Annotated in this window: 18 protein-coding genes; 9 read left to right on the top strand and 9 right to left on the bottom strand. The window is 66.1% G+C overall.

Features of this window, described 5'->3' with window-relative positions:
• Position 1: 1 nt before the first annotated feature.
• Together ACU0DV_RS19615 and ACU0DV_RS19610 are read left to right on the top strand one after the other, a co-directional pair.
• A complete protein-coding gene (locus tag ACU0DV_RS19615; RefSeq protein ID WP_100928335.1) occupies positions 2–280 on the top strand; it encodes an HPr family phosphocarrier protein in 279 nt (92 codons plus the stop codon).
• A 43-nt stretch (positions 281–323) separates the two neighbouring features.
• A complete protein-coding gene (locus tag ACU0DV_RS19610; RefSeq protein ID WP_446241770.1) occupies positions 324–1,202 on the top strand; it encodes a lysophospholipid acyltransferase family protein in 879 nt (292 codons plus the stop codon).
• 3 nt (positions 1,203–1,205) lie between these two features.
• Here the strand turns inward: ACU0DV_RS19610 and ACU0DV_RS19605 are convergent, their stop codons facing one another.
• On the bottom strand, positions 1,206–2,081 hold the full coding sequence (locus ACU0DV_RS19605) for a 3-hydroxybutyryl-CoA dehydrogenase (protein ID WP_446241769.1): 876 nt from the start codon (positions 2,079–2,081) through the stop codon (positions 1,206–1,208).
• A 156-nt stretch (positions 2,082–2,237) separates the two neighbouring features.
• Here ACU0DV_RS19605 and ACU0DV_RS19600 point away from each other — a divergent pair, with 156 nt between their 5' ends.
• Positions 2,238–3,074: a DUF6473 family protein gene (locus ACU0DV_RS19600; RefSeq protein ID WP_446241768.1), complete on the top strand. Its 837-nt coding sequence runs from the start codon at positions 2,238–2,240 to the stop codon at positions 3,072–3,074.
• Positions 3,075–3,157: 83 nt separating this feature from the next.
• Here the strand turns inward: ACU0DV_RS19600 and ACU0DV_RS19595 are convergent, their stop codons facing one another.
• The 7 genes from ACU0DV_RS19595 to ACU0DV_RS19565 form a co-directional block, all read right to left on the bottom strand.
• Entirely contained in the window at positions 3,158–4,084 is a 927-nt protein-coding gene (locus tag ACU0DV_RS19595; protein WP_100928331.1) for an electron transfer flavoprotein subunit alpha/FixB family protein, read from the bottom strand.
• Positions 4,084–4,842 (bottom strand): electron transfer flavoprotein subunit beta/FixA family protein, encoded by a 759-nt coding sequence (locus ACU0DV_RS19590; RefSeq protein ID WP_283981917.1) that lies wholly within the window; start codon positions 4,840–4,842, stop codon positions 4,084–4,086. Before ACU0DV_RS19590 ends, ACU0DV_RS19595 begins: the two co-directional genes overlap by 1 nt.
• 237 nt (positions 4,843–5,079) lie before the next feature.
• Entirely contained in the window at positions 5,080–6,228 is a 1,149-nt protein-coding gene (locus ACU0DV_RS19585) for a M48 family metallopeptidase (protein WP_446241767.1), read from the bottom strand.
• A 1-nt stretch (position 6,229) separates the two neighbouring features.
• Entirely contained in the window at positions 6,230–7,450 is a 1,221-nt protein-coding gene (locus tag ACU0DV_RS19580; RefSeq protein ID WP_446241766.1) for a YjgN family protein, read from the bottom strand.
• Between the two features lie 92 nt (positions 7,451–7,542).
• A complete protein-coding gene (locus ACU0DV_RS19575) occupies positions 7,543–8,634 on the bottom strand; it encodes a M48 family metallopeptidase (RefSeq protein ID WP_446241765.1) in 1,092 nt (363 codons plus the stop codon).
• A complete protein-coding gene (locus ACU0DV_RS19570; RefSeq protein ID WP_446241792.1) occupies positions 8,631–9,857 on the bottom strand; it encodes a DUF898 family protein in 1,227 nt (408 codons plus the stop codon). Before ACU0DV_RS19570 ends, ACU0DV_RS19575 begins: the two co-directional genes overlap by 4 nt.
• A 194-nt stretch (positions 9,858–10,051) precedes the next feature.
• Entirely contained in the window at positions 10,052–12,481 is a 2,430-nt protein-coding gene (locus ACU0DV_RS19565) for a DNA topoisomerase IV subunit A (protein WP_446241764.1), read from the bottom strand.
• Positions 12,482–12,652: 171 nt separating this feature from the next.
• On the opposite strand from ACU0DV_RS19565, the gene ACU0DV_RS19560 reads away from it, so the two are divergent.
• From ACU0DV_RS19560 to ACU0DV_RS19545, 4 genes are all read left to right on the top strand, one after another.
• Entirely contained in the window at positions 12,653–13,252 is a 600-nt protein-coding gene (locus ACU0DV_RS19560; protein ID WP_283981921.1) for an SH3 domain-containing protein, read from the top strand.
• 23 nt (positions 13,253–13,275) lie between these two features.
• The gene (locus ACU0DV_RS19555) at positions 13,276–14,109 is read left to right on the top strand and encodes an SDR family NAD(P)-dependent oxidoreductase (RefSeq protein ID WP_446241763.1); all 834 of its coding nucleotides are present in this window, start codon (positions 13,276–13,278) and stop codon (positions 14,107–14,109) included.
• Between the two features lie 84 nt (positions 14,110–14,193).
• Positions 14,194–14,397: a twin transmembrane helix small protein gene (locus ACU0DV_RS19550; protein ID WP_100928323.1), complete on the top strand. Its 204-nt coding sequence runs from the start codon at positions 14,194–14,196 to the stop codon at positions 14,395–14,397.
• 13 nt (positions 14,398–14,410) lie between these two features.
• Positions 14,411–14,986 carry a cob(I)yrinic acid a,c-diamide adenosyltransferase gene (locus tag ACU0DV_RS19545; protein ID WP_446269802.1) on the top strand — a complete coding sequence of 192 codons (576 nt, stop codon included), beginning with the start codon at positions 14,411–14,413 and terminating at the stop codon, positions 14,984–14,986.
• Between the two features lie 668 nt (positions 14,987–15,654).
• On the opposite strand, the gene ACU0DV_RS19540 is transcribed toward ACU0DV_RS19545, so the two are convergent.
• Complete coding sequence (locus ACU0DV_RS19540; RefSeq protein WP_100928321.1) at positions 15,655–17,010, bottom strand: cytochrome P450; 1,356 nt, start codon at positions 17,008–17,010, stop codon at positions 15,655–15,657.
• Between the two features lie 131 nt (positions 17,011–17,141).
• Here ACU0DV_RS19540 and ACU0DV_RS19535 point away from each other — a divergent pair, with 131 nt between their 5' ends.
• Both ACU0DV_RS19535 and ACU0DV_RS19530 read left to right on the top strand, forming a co-directional pair.
• Positions 17,142–17,726, top strand: coding sequence for a hypothetical protein (locus ACU0DV_RS19535; protein ID WP_283981924.1), 585 nt, complete (start codon positions 17,142–17,144; stop codon positions 17,724–17,726).
• A gap of 96 nt (positions 17,727–17,822) precedes the next feature.
• The coding region (locus tag ACU0DV_RS19530) for a GTP-binding protein (RefSeq protein WP_370312185.1) at positions 17,823–17,963 on the top strand (141 nt) is incomplete at its 3' end.

The raw sequence follows: 17,963 nt of genomic DNA, 5'->3' as shown, positions 1-17,963 counted from the left end.
AATGACCCAATCCGTGAACCGGACCCTCAAGATCATCAACGAGAAGGGTCTGCACGCCCGCGCTTCCGCGAAACTGGTCGAGGTCGTCGAAGGGTTCGATGCGCGCGCTGAGGTCTCCCGCGACGGGATGTCGGCCAGCGGCGACAGCATCATGGGGCTTTTGATGTTGGCAGCGGCTAAGGGAACGACTATTGAGGTTCAGACCTCTGGCCCGGATGCGGAGGCTCTGGCCAACGCCGTGGAAGCCCTCGTGGCCGATCGGTTCGGGGAAAGCTGCTGATCCGGGCGGCCGGTGCGGAACAGGTACGGGACAGTGAAGGCGCATGGTTGAAAGCACCCAGGCGACAGACGCAGGCGTCAGGCCGGTGATCTCGGAGTCCGCACCCTACGACAAGCGCAAGGTCAGCTACGCCAACACCTTCACCAATCCGTGGAAGGCCAACACCATTCGCGCGATGGAGTGGGCGACCGGCAAGATCCCCCTGCTGCGCATGGTTCGCCGCTTCGAACGGATCGGTTCCGTCGAGGGGCAGGCCTTCTGGGCACAGGCGCTTGGCGTGATGGGCATCGACCTTCTGACCCCTACGGAGCAGATCGCCAACATCCCCAAGGACGGCCCGGTGATCGTGGTGGCCAACCACCCGCACGGGCTGGTTGACGGGATGGTGCTGGCGCATCTGATCGGGCAGATCCGTACCGACTACAAGATCCTCACCCGTTCGCTGCTGACCGGCGTGAAGGAGGTCGATCAGTTCATGATCCCCGTGCCCTTCCCGCACGAGGTCGACGCCCGCGAACAAAGCCTCGAAATGCGCGCCCGCGCGATGGACCACCTCAAGCAGGGCGGCGTCATCGCCCTGTTCCCCTCGGGCGTGGTCGCCTCGTCCGAGACGTGGTGGGGCCCGGCGGTGGAACAGGTGTGGAACCCGTTCACGGCGAAGATGGTGCAGCGGTCCGGTGCGACCGTGGTGCCGATCTACTTCCCCGGCCAGAACTCCCGCGTCTACCAGATGGCGAACCAGGTCTCGGCCACGATCCGGCAGGGCCTGCTGATCCACGAGGTGGTGCACGCCTGCCGACGCCCGCAGAAGCCCGTTGTCGGCCCGGCCATCACCCCCGAAGAGGTGAAGGCCTTCACCGGCGGTCAGCGCGAGTTCGTCGGCTGGCTGCGCGAGAAGACACTGGCGCTGCGCGAGGACTGAGCCTCAGCGCGTCGGGACAGGCGTCTCCCCCCGGTAATCGTAGAACCCGCGCTTGGTCTTGCGGCCAAGCCAGCCGGCCTCGACGTATTTCGTCATCAACGGGCAGGGGCGGTACTTGGTGTCGGCCAGCCCGTCGTGCAGGACGTTCATGATCGCAAGGCAGGTGTCCAGCCCGATGAAATCCGCCAGCTCCAGTGGCCCCATGGGATGGTTCGCACCCAGCTTCATCGCGGTGTCGATGGAGGCGACGTTGCCGACCCCTTCGTACAGCGTATAGCAGGCCTCGTTGATCATCGGGATCAGGATGCGGTTCACGATGAAGGCCGGGAAGTCCTCCGCCGAAGCGGCGGTCTTTCCCAGCTTTTCCACCACGGCCAGGCACGACGCATAGGTGTCCTGATCGGTGGCGATGCCGCGGATCAGCTCGACCAGTTGCATCACCGGCACCGGGTTCATGAAGTGGAACCCCATGAACTTCTCGGGCCGGTCGGTGCGGCTGGCAAGACGCGTGATGGAAATCGACGAGGTGTTCGACGTCAGGATGGTGTTCGGGCGGAGCGACGGCAGGATCGCCTCGAAGATCTTGTGTTTGACCTCCTCCTTTTCGGTCGCGGCCTCGATCACGAGGTCGGTGTCCGCGACCTCGGCGATCTCCATCGTGGTGGAGATGCGCGCAAGCGCGGTATCGCGTTCCTCCTGGCTGATCTTCTCGCGGCTGACCTGGCGGTCGAGGTTCTTGCCGATCAGGGCCACGGCCTTGTCCAGCGCGTCCTGACGCACGTCGTTGAGCCGGACGTCATAGCCCGCAAGGGCCATCACATGGGCGATTCCGTTGCCCATCTGCCCCGCACCCACGACACCGACCGACTTGATTTCCATTGTGCGTCTCCATTCTGGCCCGGGGCGACTGTAGGGCGCGGGGACGACCAACCGCAAGGGCTGCCCCGCACCGGGGCCGGAGGCATTTTAACATTAGCGAAATGGCAAACCCTTTGAGCGATTCTCCTCGCCGGGTGAATGAAAAAGGGTGGTGAGATGTCCGTACATGGTGGGGGCCATGGTTCCCTGGAGTATTATCCGTGCCGATACGGCAACTCGCGCGTGATGTTCCGCGGTCCGCGCAGGGACCTTCAGGGGCAATACGTCGCGTTCCTCGGCTCGACGGAGACATACGGCCGCTTCGTGGAGGCGCCATTTCCCCTCCTGCTGGAGGAACGGCTGGGTGCCACCTGCATCAACTTCGGCGTGGTGAATGCCGGTGTCGATCTCTATCTCAACGATCCGCCGGTCCTCGACCTCGTGATGCAGGCCAGCGCCAAGGTCGTGCAGGTCATGGGCGCGCAGAACATGTCGAACCGCTACTACTCGGTGCACCCCCGTCGCAACGACCGGTTCCTGCGCGCTTCCGAGCGGCTCGAGTCGCTCTTCCCGGAGGTCGACTTCACCGAATTCCATTTCGTGCGCCACATGCTGGGCCGGCTGAAGGAGGCCTCGGAAGAGCGGTTCGCGACGGTCGTGACGGAACTGCGGCAGGCGTGGATCGCCCGGATGAAGAATATGCTGACGCAGATACGTGGACAGGTGGTGCTGCTCTGGTTCGCCGACCGTCCGGTGCCCGACGACGAGACGCCGCTTCTGGACCGCGACCCGCTGTTCATCACCCGCCAGATGATCGAAGTCCTGCGCCCGCGCGTCTCTCACGTCGTCGAGGTCAGCGCCTCCGCCGCGGCCCGGCGGGAAGGGACCGCCGGCATGGTGTTCTCGGACTTCGAATCCTGCGCCGCGGCAGAGCTTCAGGGGCCGATAGCCCACGCCGAAGCCACCGACGCCCTGGAGACGGTGCTGCGGCCCATGATCGGCCTCTCGGGGTAAACCCGTGCCGTAGAAAGAAAGGGCCCCGCTGGCGATGCAGCGGGGCCTTGAAACGCCTGGCAATCGGGGCAGTGCCCCTTCGCTTACAGCTTTTCAGTGAGTTCCGGGACGGCTTCGAAGAGGTCCGCGACGAGGCCGTAGTCGGCGACCTGGAAGATCGGCGCCTCTTCGTCCTTGTTGATCGCCACGATCACCTTCGAGTCCTTCATTCCGGCGAGGTGCTGGATCGCACCGGAGATGCCCACGGCGACGTAGAGGTTCGGCGCCACGACCTTGCCGGTCTGGCCGACCTGCCAGTCGTTCGGGGCAAAGCCGGAGTCGACCGCTGCGCGCGACGCGCCCACGGCTGCGCCCAGCTTGTCCGCAAGTTTCTCGATCAGCTCGAAGTTCTCTTCGGAGCCCACGCCGCGTCCGCCGGAGACGACGATGCCCGCCGAGGTCAGCTCGGGACGGTCGCTTTCGGCGACCTTGTCCTCGACCCATTCCGAGACACCCGGGTTCTCGCCTGCGCCGATGGCTTCGACCGAAGCCGAGCCGCCGGTCGGCGCCGCGTCGAAGGTCGAGGTCCGGAAGGTGATGACCTTCGTCGCGTCCTTCGACTTCACCGTCTGGATCGCGTTGCCCGCGTAGATCGGGCGCTCGAAGGTGTCGGCGTCCACGACGCCGGTCACGTCGGTCAGGATCATCACGTCCAGCGCCGCGGCGACGCGCGGCAGAATGTTCTTTGCGTCCGTGGTCGACGGCGCCACGACGTGGCTGTAGTCGCCCGCCAGCGAGGTGATCAGCGCCGCGACCGGCTCTGCAAGGCGGTGGCCGTAGATCGCGTCCTCGGCGACCAGAACCTTCGACACGCCCTCGATGGTCGCGGCCTCGTCGGCGGCGGCCTTGGCAGAGGCGCCACAGGCCAGAACGGTCACGTCACCCAGCGCCTTCGCGGCGGTCACCGCTTTGGCGGTTGCGTCCATCGACAGGGCGCCATCGGTAATCTCGGCAATCAGCAGAACGGCCATCACACGATCCCCTTCTCTTTGAGCTTCGCCACCAGTTCGTCGACCGAACCGACCATCTCGCCGGCCTGACGGGCCTCGGGCTCGGTGGTCTTCACGATCTCCAGCCGCGGCGCCACGTCGACGCCGAGATCGGCGGCGGTCTTCTCGTCCAGCGGCTTCTTCTTCGCCTTCATGATGTTCGGCAGCGAGGCATAGCGCGGCTCATTCAGGCGCAGGTCGGTAGAGATGATGGTCGGCATCTTCACCTTGATGGTCTGCAGGCCGCCGTCGACCTCGCGGGTGACCACGGCATGATCGCCGTCGACGTCCACGGTGTTGGCGTACATCGCCTGGCTCCAGCCCAGCAGGGCGGACAGCATCTGGCCGGTGGCGCCGAGGTCGTTGTCGATCGCCTGCTTGCCGCAGAGCACGAGGCCCGGCTGCTCGTCCTCGACGATCTTCGCGAGGATCTTGGCGACGGCGAGCGGCTCGATGTCGGTGTGCACGTCATCGGCGGCCACCACGAGGATCGCCCGGTCGGCACCCATGGCCAGCGCGGTCCGCAGCGTCTCCTGCGCCTGCTTCACGCCGATCGAAACGGCGATGACTTCGTCGGCCTTCCCGGCCTCCTTCAGGCGGATCGCCTCTTCGACGGCAATCTCGTCAAAGGGGTTCATCGACATCTTCACGTTCGCCAGATCGACACCCGATCCATCCGCTTTGACACGGACCTTCACGTTGTAGTCGATCACGCGCTTGACCGGTACGAGTACCTTCATAAGCGTGTCTCTCCTCATTTCGGCGGGGCGCTCCCCGCAAGATTCCTCTCGCACACACGTAACGCGGCATTTACCGGGGAAACAGGGCAAAATCGTCACGTCGCGGTCATTCTACGTCGCGTTTCACGGCGCGCAGGGGTGCGATGCCAATAACGGTCGGGCACGAACATTTCAATAGCGCCGCAGAATTCATAATGAAATTACGCTGCGACGGCACTGTGTGCCGTTCTACACCTGTCAGTCGCCGTCGTGATCGCCCGCGCTGTCGCAGATTCCCTGCAGGTCGGACCACTCGGCGTCCGTGAGGATCGGGGTGGTGTGCGCTTGTTCCCCCGCAAAGTCACGGGCTTGCATTGCGCGTTCCTCGGTCACCGGGTGGCTCGACAGGTAGGCGGGCAGGGCAAAGCCCTCCAGCTCGGCGATGCGGTCGAAGAAGCCCGCGAACCCCTCGGCGCTGACGCCCGCATCCGCCAGCATGTCCAGCGCGAAGTCGTCGGCCTTGCCCTCCGCATCACGGGTGTAGGAGGCGGAGATCATGTGTTCGCCCACGATGGCGATGGCCGCGCCGCCGGTGAAATCGCCGAGGATCATGGTCAGCAACCCGGCAGAGCCCGCCGCGCGCAGCGCCTCTCGGGTGGTGTCGCGGTTTTCCACATGCGCCAGTTCGTGGGCCAGCACACCGGCGACTTCGTCGGGGTGCTCCGCCTTGTCCAGCAGACCGCGCACCAGCACCACCTGCCCGCCGGGCGCGGCGAAGGCGTTTATCATCGGGTGGTCGAACACCATCAGGTTGATGTCGTACTTCATGTCCTGGCCTGCGGTCAGGCGGGTCAGCATCTTCTGCAGGGCGGCCTGGCCCCGGGGATCGCTGCACCGCAGGTCGGGCATGCGGGCGCGGCCCAGTGCGCGCTCCATCTGCCGGGTCACGGTCTTGCCGAAGGCGACCTCGCGCTCCACCGGGATCACCCGGGCCAGCGTTCCGGCCAACGCGGGCAGGATGACGAACAGCATCAGGCCCGCCGCCACCACGGCGCCGATGGCATAGGTGGCAAGCTTGCGCACCGATCCCGGGTGGACCTCCGCCTTGAACAGGCTGGGTCGGGTCTTGTGCAGCCAGGCGATCAGGTCGGGGTCGAGGATCACCAGCCGGGCGATGTCGCGCGGCATCTCGTCATCGGACGTGGTGTGCCGGGTGACGGTCAGCCGCGCCTTGTCGGAGGTGTCGGACAGCGCCCGCAGGTCCATCAGCCGCCAGCGCAGCGGCTCCGCCAGTCTGTCGCCGGTGATGACCAATGCCTGCCGGTCGTCGCAGAGGGCGACCTGCACATGGTGCCGTGCCGCCGTCTGTCCGTCGAAGAACTGCGCCGCGGTGCCCTCTGGTGCCATCTCAGATCGCGCCGCCGATATCGAGCGCGTCGGCAAAGCCGTCCGCATCGACACCGGTTTCTGCCTCGCGCTGGTGGACGCGGTCGAGCGCCTCGGGGTTCTCCACGCGGATCGTCTCGATGTAGTGGGCAAGGATCGGCTGGGTGATGAGGATCAGGCTCAGCGCCTGCGTGACGACCAGCGCCACGAGGTAGCCGATCCCCATGATGATCGCAAAGGCGACGATCCCGCCGACGGAGCCGTCCTCGGCCAGCATGATCATCGGCATCGCCAACACGCCCACGGCGCCGAAAGCGACGGAGGCCAGAAGGCTCAGGAGCAGGCCGCCGATGATGTAGGTCTTGATGACGAAGCCGGTCTTGGGTTCGGCGACGAAGCGGACGGTGCCGCCCAGGACCTTGTGGCTCATCAGGTAGCCGAAGGAGCGGACGCTGTAATAGACCGCGCCGATCATGAACCAGATGTATCCGACGAAGATGCCGATGCCGCCGATGACCGCCAGCCCGACCATTTCGTTGATGCCGCCAATCGCGATGAGGATGCCGCAGACAGTGAAGATCCCGAGCGCGATGAAAAGGTGCTTCATCGCCGGGTAGAGCTTTGTCCACGCGCCTTCCTGGATCAGCCGGGTGGAGCCGTAGAAGCTCCGGTCGGCCATGTATTTCTCGAGCTTGAAGGTCGACAGCGGCATGAGCACGCCAAGCGTCACGACGGTCAGGAACCCGTAGCCGAGCGCGCGGACCACGTAGCCCCATGCGCCCTTCTCCATGCCCAGCCGGATGCCCCGGAACCGCGTGCGCGCCATCTTGTAGCGCCGTGCCCGGTAGATCGCGAAGAGGATGAACGGCAGCACAGCGAAGAGCGAGATGTAGATCGCGACCGCCTGACCGATCACCGCCTCGGGGCCGGCGGTCTCCGGATCGACCATGATGTTCAGGCCGAAGTAGAACAGGATCATCTGGAGGATGCCGAGGTAGACGGCGAGAAACACGATGGCGACGAGGAAGCCCAGGAACTTCTCCATCCCGGTGCCGGTGTATTCGAAGGTGTCGCCGTCGGCGCTGACCGAGGACCAGATGTACTTGCGGATGCGCGTCTTCTGCCAGAAGCGGTAGATGCCGAGGGTGACGACGGTCAGCAGCCCGGTCTTGAACGCCAGCTTGAACAGCGGACCTTTTTCGCCGGAGTAGGACAATTGCATGGTGGCGGGTTCTGGCTGCATCGAAATACCTTTGACACTCAATCTGCTTGAATCTTAAGCGACCTGTATGCCGAGTAAAGTAGCGAATTCAATGCCTCGCCAGTGGGTTGCCTTCAGCCGCCGGTCGTGTCGCAGACCGATTTCAGCGCGTTCCAGTCCTGCGGCGCCAGCACGGGCAAGGACGTGAAGTCCGAGGGGACGGCGGCGCGTGCCTGCTCGATCCGGTTGCCCAGGGCCGGGTGGCTTTGGAAATGCGCGACGATGCCGTCTGCCTCGCCCCCGAGCGCCCGGAAACGTTCGAACATCGCGGCGAGGGCGGCGGGGGACAGGCCGGCCCGCGCCATGAGGTCGTGGGCAAAGACGTCGGCCTCTGCCTCCGCGCCCTGGCTGTACTGCGCGTCGATCAGCCGTTCGGCGAGGAACAGCACCACCGCGCCGCCCGCGAAATCGCCGAACAGCAGGCCGAGGACTCCGATCGACCCGGCAGAGCGCAGCGCATGGCGCGTCGGGTCGCGGCTGGCGACATGGCCCATTTCGTGCGCGAAGACGGCGGCGATTTCCTCCGGGTCCTCCGCCGCGTCGATCAGCCCGCGGAAGAACACGATGTGCCCGCCCGGAAGCGCAAAGGCATTGACCATGTCGTGGTCCAGCACATGCACGGTCACCTCGACCGGCAGGCCGGCTTCTGTCTCCAGCCGGGCCTGTATCTGCCGCAAGGCGGCCATCCCTGCCGGGGACGAGCATATCCGGGTCGGCGCGATGCCGGTCTCGTCCATCGCCTCGCGGATCTGGGCAAGCGTGACTTCCCCCAGCGCGCGTTCGCCTTCGGGCGGGATGAAGTTGGCAAGCTGGTTCGCCATCACCGGTACGAGAACGAAGAGGATCAGCGCGACGGAGGTCACGGCGCCCGCGGCCCAGCCCATCAGCCGCTTGCGGTTCGCGACGGGGCGGACGTGGCGGCGCCGGGGAAGAAGGGCGCGGATTTCGGTATCGCGCACCAGCAGCCGCTCCACCGCGTTGTCGGCCCGCGCCAGCACCACGAGGTCGCCGCCCGCGATGTCGGGCACCACGCGCACGTCGTCCAGCGGCCAGAACACGCCCGGACCGACCAGCGCCCCGCGCTCCGTATCGACGCGCAGGCGCAGGCGCAGCGGCTGCCCGGTCTCCCCGTCGAGGTAGATCGCCGAGGTCTCGAAGACGCTCATAGCGAAGCCCCCACGTCCAGCGCCTCGGCAAAGCCCTCGGCCTCCATGTGTTCGTCGCGGGGGCGCTGGCGGAAGGTGGCGATGTGTTCCGTGCCCGTGACGCTGAGGCCGGTCGCGTAGTGGCGCATCAGCGGCAGCGTCACCCAGGCGGCGGTCAGGGCCGACCACAGCAGGAAGATGGCGAAGTAGCACATCACCGAAAGGGCGATCAGCAGCCAGCGGTTCAGGCCCGCGAAGACCGGCGGCAAATCCTCCAGCCCCAGTTCGACAAGCGTCTCCAGCGATTGCAGTTCGAGGAACAGGCCCAGCAGCACCAATGTCGGGAAGGCCGCGGCCACGGCGGCCAGCGTGTAGCCGCCGGCCTGTATCCGGAAAACCTTTCCGGGTTTCGCGTCCAGTGTCAGGCGCAGCGGGCCGATGCGCTTCGTGGCGGTCAGGCGCTTCAGGGTTTCGACGCGGTAGTAGACGGTGGAGTAGATTGCCGTGACCCCGGCGATGACCATCAGCAGCCAGCCGTTCGCCGGTGAGACCGCCAAGCCGATGCTGCCGATCACCGTCAGGCCCAGCGTCACGAAATGCCATTTCAGTGCCGGGAACAGCATCGTCCAGCGGCCGTCCTGGGCCATCCGCGTCTCGCCGAAGAACGTCCGGTCGGTGCGGTATTTCTCGAGATGGAAGGTCATGCGCGGCCACAGGAGCCCCAACGTGATGAGCGTCAGCACGCCGTGCCCCAGCGCGCGGAAAGCATAGCCCCAGGCCCCTGGCTCAAGCCCGAAGCGCAGGCCAAGCCAGCGCGTGCGGGCCAGCACGTACCGCCGGGCGCGGTAGCGGGCGTAGAACCAGATCGGGAACACGCCGACGAGCGACAGCAGGTAGGCGGCGAAGTTGCCTTGGAAGACCGCGAAGCTGGCGAACATCAGCAGCAGGTTCACGATGCCGATGTAGAAGGCGAGGATGACGACCGCGATCAGGAAGCCCAGGAGCTTTTCGTAGGGGTCGCCCACGTATTCCAGCGGGTAGCCCCCCGGCCGCACCGCCGACCACAGCCAGCGCCGCACCCGCGTCTTCTGCCAGAACCGGTAAAGGCCGAGCGTCAGGACCGTCAGCAGCCCGGTGCCGAAGACCAGTCTGAACATCGGCCAGCGCGTTCCGGCAAAGGCGGTCTGCCAGACCCTGTGCTCTGTCGCTGTGGAGGATGCCCCGGCGTGTGCGCCCGTGGGCAAGGTCTGGCCGGCGTCCAATGCGTGTGTTCCGAAAAGCTTGCTCCCACCCGAAGCCTGCCGCCTCGGGAAGTTGCAGACAAGCGTTTCGAGTGCCCGTTGGTGTTATCCGGTGCCTCGGGCCGGAAAACACGTACCTCCGCGTGTTTCCCGCAAGGTCGGGCACCGCCCCGGTGGAGGGGCGGCGCCTGCCGGGATCAGGTGAACTTGTTGTCGCGCGGGAAGCCCCGCGGCGCCATCCGGCCGGAACCGGCGCGTTTGGCCACCCATTCCGTCAGCTCTTCGCCGGTAACGGTGCGGGTGCGGCCCGCCGGGTCGAGCCACGACAGGCCCGCCTCAAGGGTAAAGGTGCGCACGTCCGAAAGGCCGCCGTCCTTGTACTTCTGCAGGCGCACACCCTTGCCGCGACCCATCTCCGGCAGCTCGTCGAGCATGAAGATCAGGACCTTGCGGTTCTCGCCCACGACGGCCACGGCATTGCCGGTGACGGGCTTGCAGACCAGCGCCTTGACCGGGTCCTTGACGTTCAGCACCTGCTTGCCGGCGCGGGTCTGGGCGATCACCTCGTCCTCCGGCACGAGGAAGCCGTCCCCCGCGCTGGACGCGACCAGCAGCCGTTCTCCGGGGCGATAGATGAGAATGTCGACGATCTCCGTGTCGTTGGGCAGGTCGACCATCAGGCGCAGGGGTTCCCCCATGCCGCGCCCGCCGGGCAGGTTCGCCGCAAGCACCGTGTAGAACCGGCCGTTCGATCCGAAGACCAGCAGCTTGTCGGTGGTCTCGGCATGGAAGGTGAAGCGCGGGCCGTCGCCGTCCTTGAACTTCAGTTCTCGGTCGAGGGCGATGTGGCCGGTCATCGCGCGGATCCAGCCCATCTTGGAGCAGACGACCGTGACCGGCTCCCGCTCGATCATCGCCTCGAGCGGTACGTCCTCCGCCTCCGTCGCCTCGGAGAAGGTGGTGAGTCGCTGGCCGCGCTTGTAGCCCTTGGTGAAGGTCTTCTTCACCTCTGAGAGCTCTTCCTTGATGCGGCCCCACTGCATGTCCTCGGAGGCCAGAAGGTCCTCCAGCCCGGCACGCTCTTCCATCAGCTTGTCGCGTTCGTTGACAAGCTCCAGCTCCTCCAGCCGGCGCAAGCTGCGCAGCCGCATGTTGAGGATCGCCTCGGCCTGCACATCCGACAGCCCCTCGGACCGCCCGATGAACCGGCGCGGCACGGCAGAGGAGGTGCCGTCGTCGGCCAGCACGCCACGTTCCACGGCGTCGGGATCGTCGCGCAGTTCCAGCGCCGTGACGTCGATGCCCACCAGCGGAGAGCGGTAGTCGCGTTCGTCGGTGGCGCGCGGGATGGTGGCCTGGTGAGGGCGCGACCAGTCCTCGTACATCAGCGCGGCCTTGGGGTCGTCGTCGTAACGGATGATGTCGATCACCCGGTCGAGGTTCAGGAAGGCGATGATCAGGCCTTCGAGCACCTCCAGCCGGTTGTCGATCTTCGCCATCCGGTGCTTCGAGCGCCGGATCAGCACCTCGCGCCGGAAGTCGAGGAAGGCGCGCAGGCATTCCTTCATCGAACAGACCTTCGGCGTCACGCCGTCGATCAGCACGTTCATGTTCAGCGAGAATCGGATTTCCAGGTCCGAGTTCCGGAACAGCATGTTCATCAGCAGGTCCGGATCGACGTTCTTCGTCTTGGGCTCCAGCACCATGCGGATGTCGTCGGCGCTTTCGTCGCGCACGTCGGCCAGCACCGGGATCTTCTTGGTCTGGATCAGTTCGGCGATGCGCTCGACCAGCTTCGACTTCTGCACCTGGTAGGGGATTTCCGTCACCACCGCCTGCCACTGTCCGCGGCCCAGGTCCTCCACGTGCCAGCGCGCGCGCAGCCGGATGGAGCCGCGCCCGGTGCGGTAGGCGGTCGCGATGTTCTCGGCCGGTTCCACGATGACGCCGCCGGTCGGGAAGTCCGGCCCGGGCACGTATTGCATCAGCGTGTCGTCCACCGCGTTGGGCGACCGGATCAGGTGGAGGCAGGCGTTGATGAGTTCGCCGATGTTGTGCGGCGGGATGTTCGTCGCCATGCCGACCGCGATGCCGGACGACCCGTTGGCCAGCAGGTTCGGGTAGGAGGCGGGCAGGACCGAGGGTTCCTCGAGCCGGCCGTCGTAGTTCGGGCGGAAGTCGACGGAGTTCTCGTCGAGCCCTTCCAGCAGCGCCTCCGACATCACGGTCATGCGTGCCTCGGTGTAGCGCGAGGCGGCCGGGTTGTCGCCGTCGATGTTGCCGAAGTTGCCCTGACCGTCGACCAGCGGATAGCGGATCGTGAAGTCCTGGGCTAACCGCGCCATCGCGTCGTAGATCGCCGCGTCACCGTGCGGGTGGAAGTCCCCCATGGTGTCCCCCGAAATCTTTGCGGATTTCAGGAAGCCTCCGTTGGAACTAAGTCGCAGCCTGCGCATTGCATATAGGATACGACGATGGACTGGCTTCAGCCCATCCCGGGCATCCGGCAGCGCCCTGTGCATGATCGTGGATAGCGCATACGTCAGGTAGCGCTCCCCGATGGCACGGCGCAAAGGCTCCGCAAGGTTGCGGGCGTTCATGTTGGGGTCGAGGTCATCGTCGGACATAGATGTCGTGATACCGTTGCCTCGGCACCGCAGCAAGCGACAGTGTGGGAAATATTCTCCGAATGCACTTAGGGCATTTTGGGGAATCGGATAATCTCGAAGGTGGTCGTCGAGCTGCGGACGACCGGGTCGCGGGGGCGATACCTTCGGTACGAATATGGGGGGTTGGGCATGGCTAAAGTCATCCTGCTTACGTTTGGGGTTCTTGGTTGGGCGTGGTTCGAACTGTCCGGTGGCAGCGCATTCGTTGCGGGCCAGAACGGGGTACAGTGGGTCGCCACAGCGCATCCGGCACGCGAGCCTGTCGTGTCGACCTCGGGCGCAGAGCCGGAAGCCGTGTCCCGCGCCGATACGACCGAAATGCATGCCGTCGTGCAGCCCGCCGTTGCGGAGCCGCGTCCGTCGCAGGTCAAGACGGTCTACGTGTCCTCCGGCAACAATCTGGCGGTCGACAGCGAAAAGCTGGCCATGCTCGACGCGGCCTTCACCAGCGAAGAGGACGTTCAGCAGGATATCCAGCAGGTCGCCGCATCGGTCGACAACGTGGATGACGCTGTAGCCGCTGCAATTGCCGAGTATCGCACCGTCACCGGGTCTCGCGTGAACCTGCGTGCCGGACCCTCGACCAGCTTCGACGCCGTCACCCAACTGTTGGAAGGCGAAGAGGTCGAAGTGCTGGACGAGACGCCGGACGGCTGGGTCAAGCTGCGCGCCATGGACGGCAACGACATCGGCTGGATGGCCGGCAGCTTCCTGACCGCATCGAACTGATCGCCGGACGAACGACGCATCGCGTGCAACAACGCTCAGTCCTGATCACCGGATGCTCTTCGGGCATCGGATACGACGCCGCCCACGGGCTCAAGTCCCGTGGGTGGCGCGTTTTTGCGTCCTGCCGGCAAGAGGCCGACTGCGCCCGATTCCGCGCCGAAGGATTCGACAGCCCGCGAATCGACTACACCGAGCCGGACAGCATCGCGGCGGGCCTAACCGAGGTGCTGGAGGCCACCGGGGGCACGCTTGACGCGCTGTTCAACAACGGTGCCCACGCGATCCCCGGTGCGCTGGAGGATCTGCCGGTGGAAGGGCTGCGCGCGCTGTTCGAGGCCAATGTCTTTGGCTGGCACGACCTGAGCCGGAAGGCGATTCCGGTGATGCGGGCGCAGGGGCATGGGCGGATCGTCAATCACTCCTCTGTCCTGGGGCTGGTGGTGATGCCGTGGCGCGGCGCCTACAACGCGACGAAGCACGCGGTGGAGGGGCTGACCGACACGCTCAGGCTGGAGATGCGCGACACGCCGATCCGGGTCATCACGCTGAACACCGGGCCGGTGACGTCGAAGATCCGGGTGAACTCCATTCCGCATTTCGAGAAATGGGTGGACTGGGAAAACAGCCCGCGTGCGCCGCAGTACCGCGAGAAGCTGTTGAAACGGCTCTACGAATCGCGCGGCAAGGACATGTTCGAGCTGCCGCCCTCGGCCGTGACGGCCAAGCTGGTGCATGCGCTGGAAAGCCCGCGCCCGAAACCGCGGTATTACATCACCACGGCGACCCACCTGATGGGCACGGCGCGGCGGGTGCTGACGACCCGGGCGATGGATGCGCTTTGTGCGAGGGGCGGCTGACGTGACGCAGGCGGGACGGGTTCGCAAAGCCGCCTGTGCGCGCTAAGTCATCGTCAAACCTTCGCAGGCCGCTTGGGAGGCACCATGCGCGACGATCCCCTTTTCATCCTCATCGCCCTCGTCATGCTGGGCGTCGTAGGCATTTTGTTGTTTGGAATCGGCAGCTTCGCCAAGGGCGGGGCGTTCAGTCGGAAGTGGTCGAACAAGGCGATGCAGTGGCGGATCGGGGCGCAGTTCGCGGCGATTGTCCTGATCCTGCTGTTCGTCTACATCCGTCGCGGCGGATAAGACGGGGGAAGACATGGTTGTCCTGAGCAAGATCTACACGCGCACCGGTGACAAGGGCGAGACCGCGCTGGGCAATGGCGCGCGGGTGAAGAAATACGATCCCCGGGTCGAGGCCTATGGCACCGCGGACGAGCTGAACGCCTTTGTCGGCGTGGCACGGCAGGCGGCCACCGGCGACGTGGACGGCGCGCTGTCGCGCATCCAGAACGACCTCTTCGACCTGGGCGCCGACCTGTGCCGCCCGGACATCGAGAAGGACGCCGAGGCGGAGTATCCGCCGCTGCGGATGGTCGACGCGCAAGTGGTTCGTCTCGAACAGGAAATCGACGCGATGAACGCCTCGCTGGAGCCCCTGCGGAGCTTTGTCCTGCCGGGCGGATCGGCGCTTTCGGCGCATCTGCACGTGTGCCGGACGGTGGCCCGTCGGGCGGAACGGCTGTGCGTGGAGCTGGCCTCTGCCGAGGCGGTGAACCCGGCGGCGGTGAAGTATCTCAACCGCCTTTCGGACTGGTTCTTCGTCGCTGCCCGGATCGCCAACGACAACGGCACCGCCGACGTCTTGTGGGTTCCGGGAGCGAACCGCGGCTAGCGGCGAAAGGTCCGGGGGACCTTGCGGTTCCCGGAAGAACGAACCGCGGCTGGCGGCGGAAGGTCCGGCAGGGCCTTTTCCGGCATTAACCTTAATGGTGCGGGCGGTGGGATGAACGGCGCGCGCGCTGGGCGTCCGGACGCAGCATCTGGTATGCCCTCTGGCCCGGCATACCGCGCGTTATCCGGTTCTTCAGACAGCTTTCCACCCTGTAAGGGGTGAACCGGCCGATTGGACCCCTCGAACCGGCCGGTTGGTAACCTTTTGCCGTTTCGGGTGGGAAAAGGTGGTTAACGGGCGGACGTGACGCAGGTGCCCATGGCCCGGCGTTGCGCCTGCGATGCGTCCGGATGCCTCCGGCGGAGGTATTTTTGCCAAGATGAAGGCGGCGGGAGCGCGGCCCATGGTGCCGACTTTGCGGCGGGTCGTGGGTGGTGCGGACAATGGGCGCTGACTGTGGGGCGCGGGCGCCAGCCCGGTCGTTGTCTGTGCGGTGCATTCTTGGGATGCCTCCGGCGGAGGAATTTATGCCAAGATGAAGGCGGCGGGGGCTGTGGCCCAGGTGGCATGTGCGCCATGTGGCGGGCCGGGTGCGGCATGCGGCGGGCTGGCCGGGTGGTAGCTCGGTCGGGGCGGCTGGCGGTTCGGGGGCGCGGGGCCCCCAGGGCTCAGAGCGGGTCCGCTTCGAGCCAGACGCCGCCCTGCGGGCGCAGCGTCAGGATCATCACCGGGTCGGGTTCGCGCCCCCTGACCGGGGTGAAGCGGAAGTTGGCGATGAGCGTGGCGAGGATGATGACCGCCTCCTGCAGCGCGAAGCTGGCGCCGATGCAGATTCGCGGCCCGTCGCCGAACGGCAGGTAGGCGTAGCGGTCGGGCTTCTTCTCCCACCGGTCGGGGCGGAAGGCATGGGGGTCGTCGTAGAGCGCGTGGTGACGGTGCAGCGCGTAGATCGGCAGGATCACCGTGTCGCCCTTGCGGATCTCGCGCCCGCAGAGCGTGTCGTCCTCGCGCGCGGTGCGCGAGACCATGCCCGCGGGCGGGTAGAGCCGCAGCGCCTCGTCGATGACCTTGCGGATGAAGGGCAGGTTGGGCACGTCCTCGCCCTGTGCAACGCCGTCCGTCAGCACCGACTGCGCCTCGGCCCGGGCGCGGGCCTGCGCCTCCTGGTCGAAGGCCAGGAGGTAGAGCGACCACGACAGCGTCAGCGCCGTGGTCTCGTGCCCCGCGACGATGAAGGTCAGCAGGTTGTCGCGCAGTTCTGCCGTGGACATGGTGCGCCCGGTCTCCGGGTCGGCGCCGGCCTTCAGCAGGTCGAGCAGGTCCGGCACGGCGTTCGGGTCGCGGCTGGCCCGCGTCTCGATCGCGCGGTCGGCCATCTGCTTCATCTGGTTCACGCCGCCCGCAAAGAAGGCCCGCCCCGGGCGCGGCACCCAGTCGGGAAAGCCCAGGAGATCGAAGAGCGAGATCCGCCCGGCCTCCGCGATGTAGGCGTCGATGGCGGAATGCACGCCGTCGCGGTCGAAGGTGCTGTCGCCGGAGAAGGTCACGTCGGAGATTACGTCGAAGGTGACGCTGACCATCTCTTCGAGGAAGTCGACGGCTCGGGGGCCTGCGGCGCGGATGCGCTCGACCGAGCGGCCCGCCGCGGCGCTCATCACCGGGGCGAGGTTCATCACGTTGCGGTGACCGAAGACCGGCGCCGCGGTGCGCCTCTGCCAGCGCCAGTGCGCGCCCTCGGCGATGAAGAGGCTTTCGCCGATGGCCGGTTTCAGCAGGTTCTTGGTGACGAGGCTCTTGGGGTAGGCGTCGAGGTTTTCCAGGAGGACCCGGCGGATGGCGCCCGGCTCCATCACCATGTGCCAGCGCTTGCCGGTCTTGCCCGAAAGGATCGGCTGGCGGGTGGCGACCTCGGGGATGATGGACAGCACGTTGCGGCGCGATGCCTGGAGGCTGCCCCAGATGCCCAGCGGTCGTGTGACCAGCGGCACCTGCACGGGCAGGCGATGCGGCTTCAGTTCGGTCATGGTGCGCTCCCGGCCTCGCGGCCTGTGGTTTCCCTGCAAACATAGGCGGGATCGTGCCATTGACAAAGGCCTGCGAGATTGCACGTGAACCGGGGCTGCGCTACGGGAAAACCAAGTCAACGGGGGTACCTATGGTACGCATTCTTGCCATTCTGAGCCTGATGCTGGGCCTTGCCGCCTGCACGGATGCGACATCCGACCTGTCGCGCCCGGTCGAGCCGCTGGGCGATTTCAAGATGGGTCACGCGATCGTCGTGGCGCCGAACCTCAACATGGTGGGCATCTCGAAGGAGGCCAGCAGCGAGGAATGGGTGACGGCGGTCGACCGCGCGGTGGAGACGCGGTTCCGCCGCTACGACGGCGGCAAGTTCTATCACCTTGGCATCAGCCTCGAGGAATATTCGCTGGCGGTGCCGGTGCCGCTGGTGCCCAGCAAGTCCGGCCTGTCGCTGCGCGTGACGGTCTGGGACGATGCCGCGAAGGCCAAGATGAACGAGGAAACCCACGTTGTGCGCGTGGTCCAGGTGCTGCCCTCCTACGGCATGACGCGCGAGCAGCAGATCGCCTCGCTCGCGGAGGAAGCGGCGCTGTGGATCGAAAAGTGGCTGCGCGAGCGCATGGAGGAAGACGGCTGGTTCGCGACCGCCGGGTCCGCCACGGTCGCGAGCGCCGCGCCCGCACCGGCGGCCGCACCCGTCGCGCAGCCCGAAGGCTGATCGAACGGCTTGATTTTCCGGCTGCGACTCAATAAACGCCCCGCCATGTGAACCGGGCCAGATGTGTGGCCCCATGAACCATGAGGCGTCTGAGAGATGGCAAAGGAAAAGTTTTCGCGGTCGAAACCGCACTGCAACATCGGCACGATCGGTCACGTTGACCACGGCAAGACCACGCTGACCGCGGCGATCACGAAGTACTTCGGCGAATTCCGCGCCTACGACCAGATCGACGGC

It is taken from the genome of Sagittula sp. (assembly GCF_052825245.1).
Note: the sequence above shows the minus strand (reverse complement) of the source record. Positions and strands in the feature narration are given on the sequence as shown.

Bases quoted from the DNA above. Each gene is read 5' to 3' on its own strand.
- ACU0DV_RS19595 (WP_100928331.1), bottom strand. From the start codon at position 4,084: ATGGCCGTTCTGCTGATTGCCGAGATTACCGATGGCGCCCTGTCGATG.
- ACU0DV_RS19535 (WP_283981924.1), top strand. From the start codon at position 17,142: ATGGTACGCATTCTTGCCATTCTGAGCCTGATGCTGGGCCTTGCCGCC.
- ACU0DV_RS19580 (WP_446241766.1), bottom strand. From the start codon at position 7,450: ATGCAGCCAGAACCCGCCACCATGCAATTGTCCTACTCCGGCGAAAAA.
- ACU0DV_RS19615 (WP_100928335.1), top strand. From the start codon at position 2: ATGACCCAATCCGTGAACCGGACCCTCAAGATCATCAACGAGAAGGGT.
- ACU0DV_RS19560 (WP_283981921.1), top strand. From the start codon at position 12,653: ATGGCTAAAGTCATCCTGCTTACGTTTGGGGTTCTTGGTTGGGCGTGG.
- ACU0DV_RS19610 (WP_446241770.1), top strand. From the start codon at position 324: ATGGTTGAAAGCACCCAGGCGACAGACGCAGGCGTCAGGCCGGTGATC.
- ACU0DV_RS19585 (WP_446241767.1), bottom strand. From the start codon at position 6,228: ATGGCACCAGAGGGCACCGCGGCGCAGTTCTTCGACGGACAGACGGCG.
- ACU0DV_RS19600 (WP_446241768.1), top strand. From the start codon at position 2,238: ATGTCCGTACATGGTGGGGGCCATGGTTCCCTGGAGTATTATCCGTGC.
- ACU0DV_RS19550 (WP_100928323.1), top strand. From the start codon at position 14,194: ATGCGCGACGATCCCCTTTTCATCCTCATCGCCCTCGTCATGCTGGGC.
- ACU0DV_RS19605 (WP_446241769.1), bottom strand. From the start codon at position 2,081: ATGGAAATCAAGTCGGTCGGTGTCGTGGGTGCGGGGCAGATGGGCAAC.
- ACU0DV_RS19590 (WP_283981917.1), bottom strand. From the start codon at position 4,842: ATGAAGGTACTCGTACCGGTCAAGCGCGTGATCGACTACAACGTGAAG.
- ACU0DV_RS19545 (WP_446269802.1), top strand. From the start codon at position 14,411: ATGGTTGTCCTGAGCAAGATCTACACGCGCACCGGTGACAAGGGCGAG.
- ACU0DV_RS19565 (WP_446241764.1), bottom strand. From the start codon at position 12,481: ATGTCCGACGATGACCTCGACCCCAACATGAACGCCCGCAACCTTGCG.
- ACU0DV_RS19575 (WP_446241765.1), bottom strand. From the start codon at position 8,634: ATGAGCGTCTTCGAGACCTCGGCGATCTACCTCGACGGGGAGACCGGG.
- ACU0DV_RS19540 (WP_100928321.1), bottom strand. From the start codon at position 17,010: ATGACCGAACTGAAGCCGCATCGCCTGCCCGTGCAGGTGCCGCTGGTC.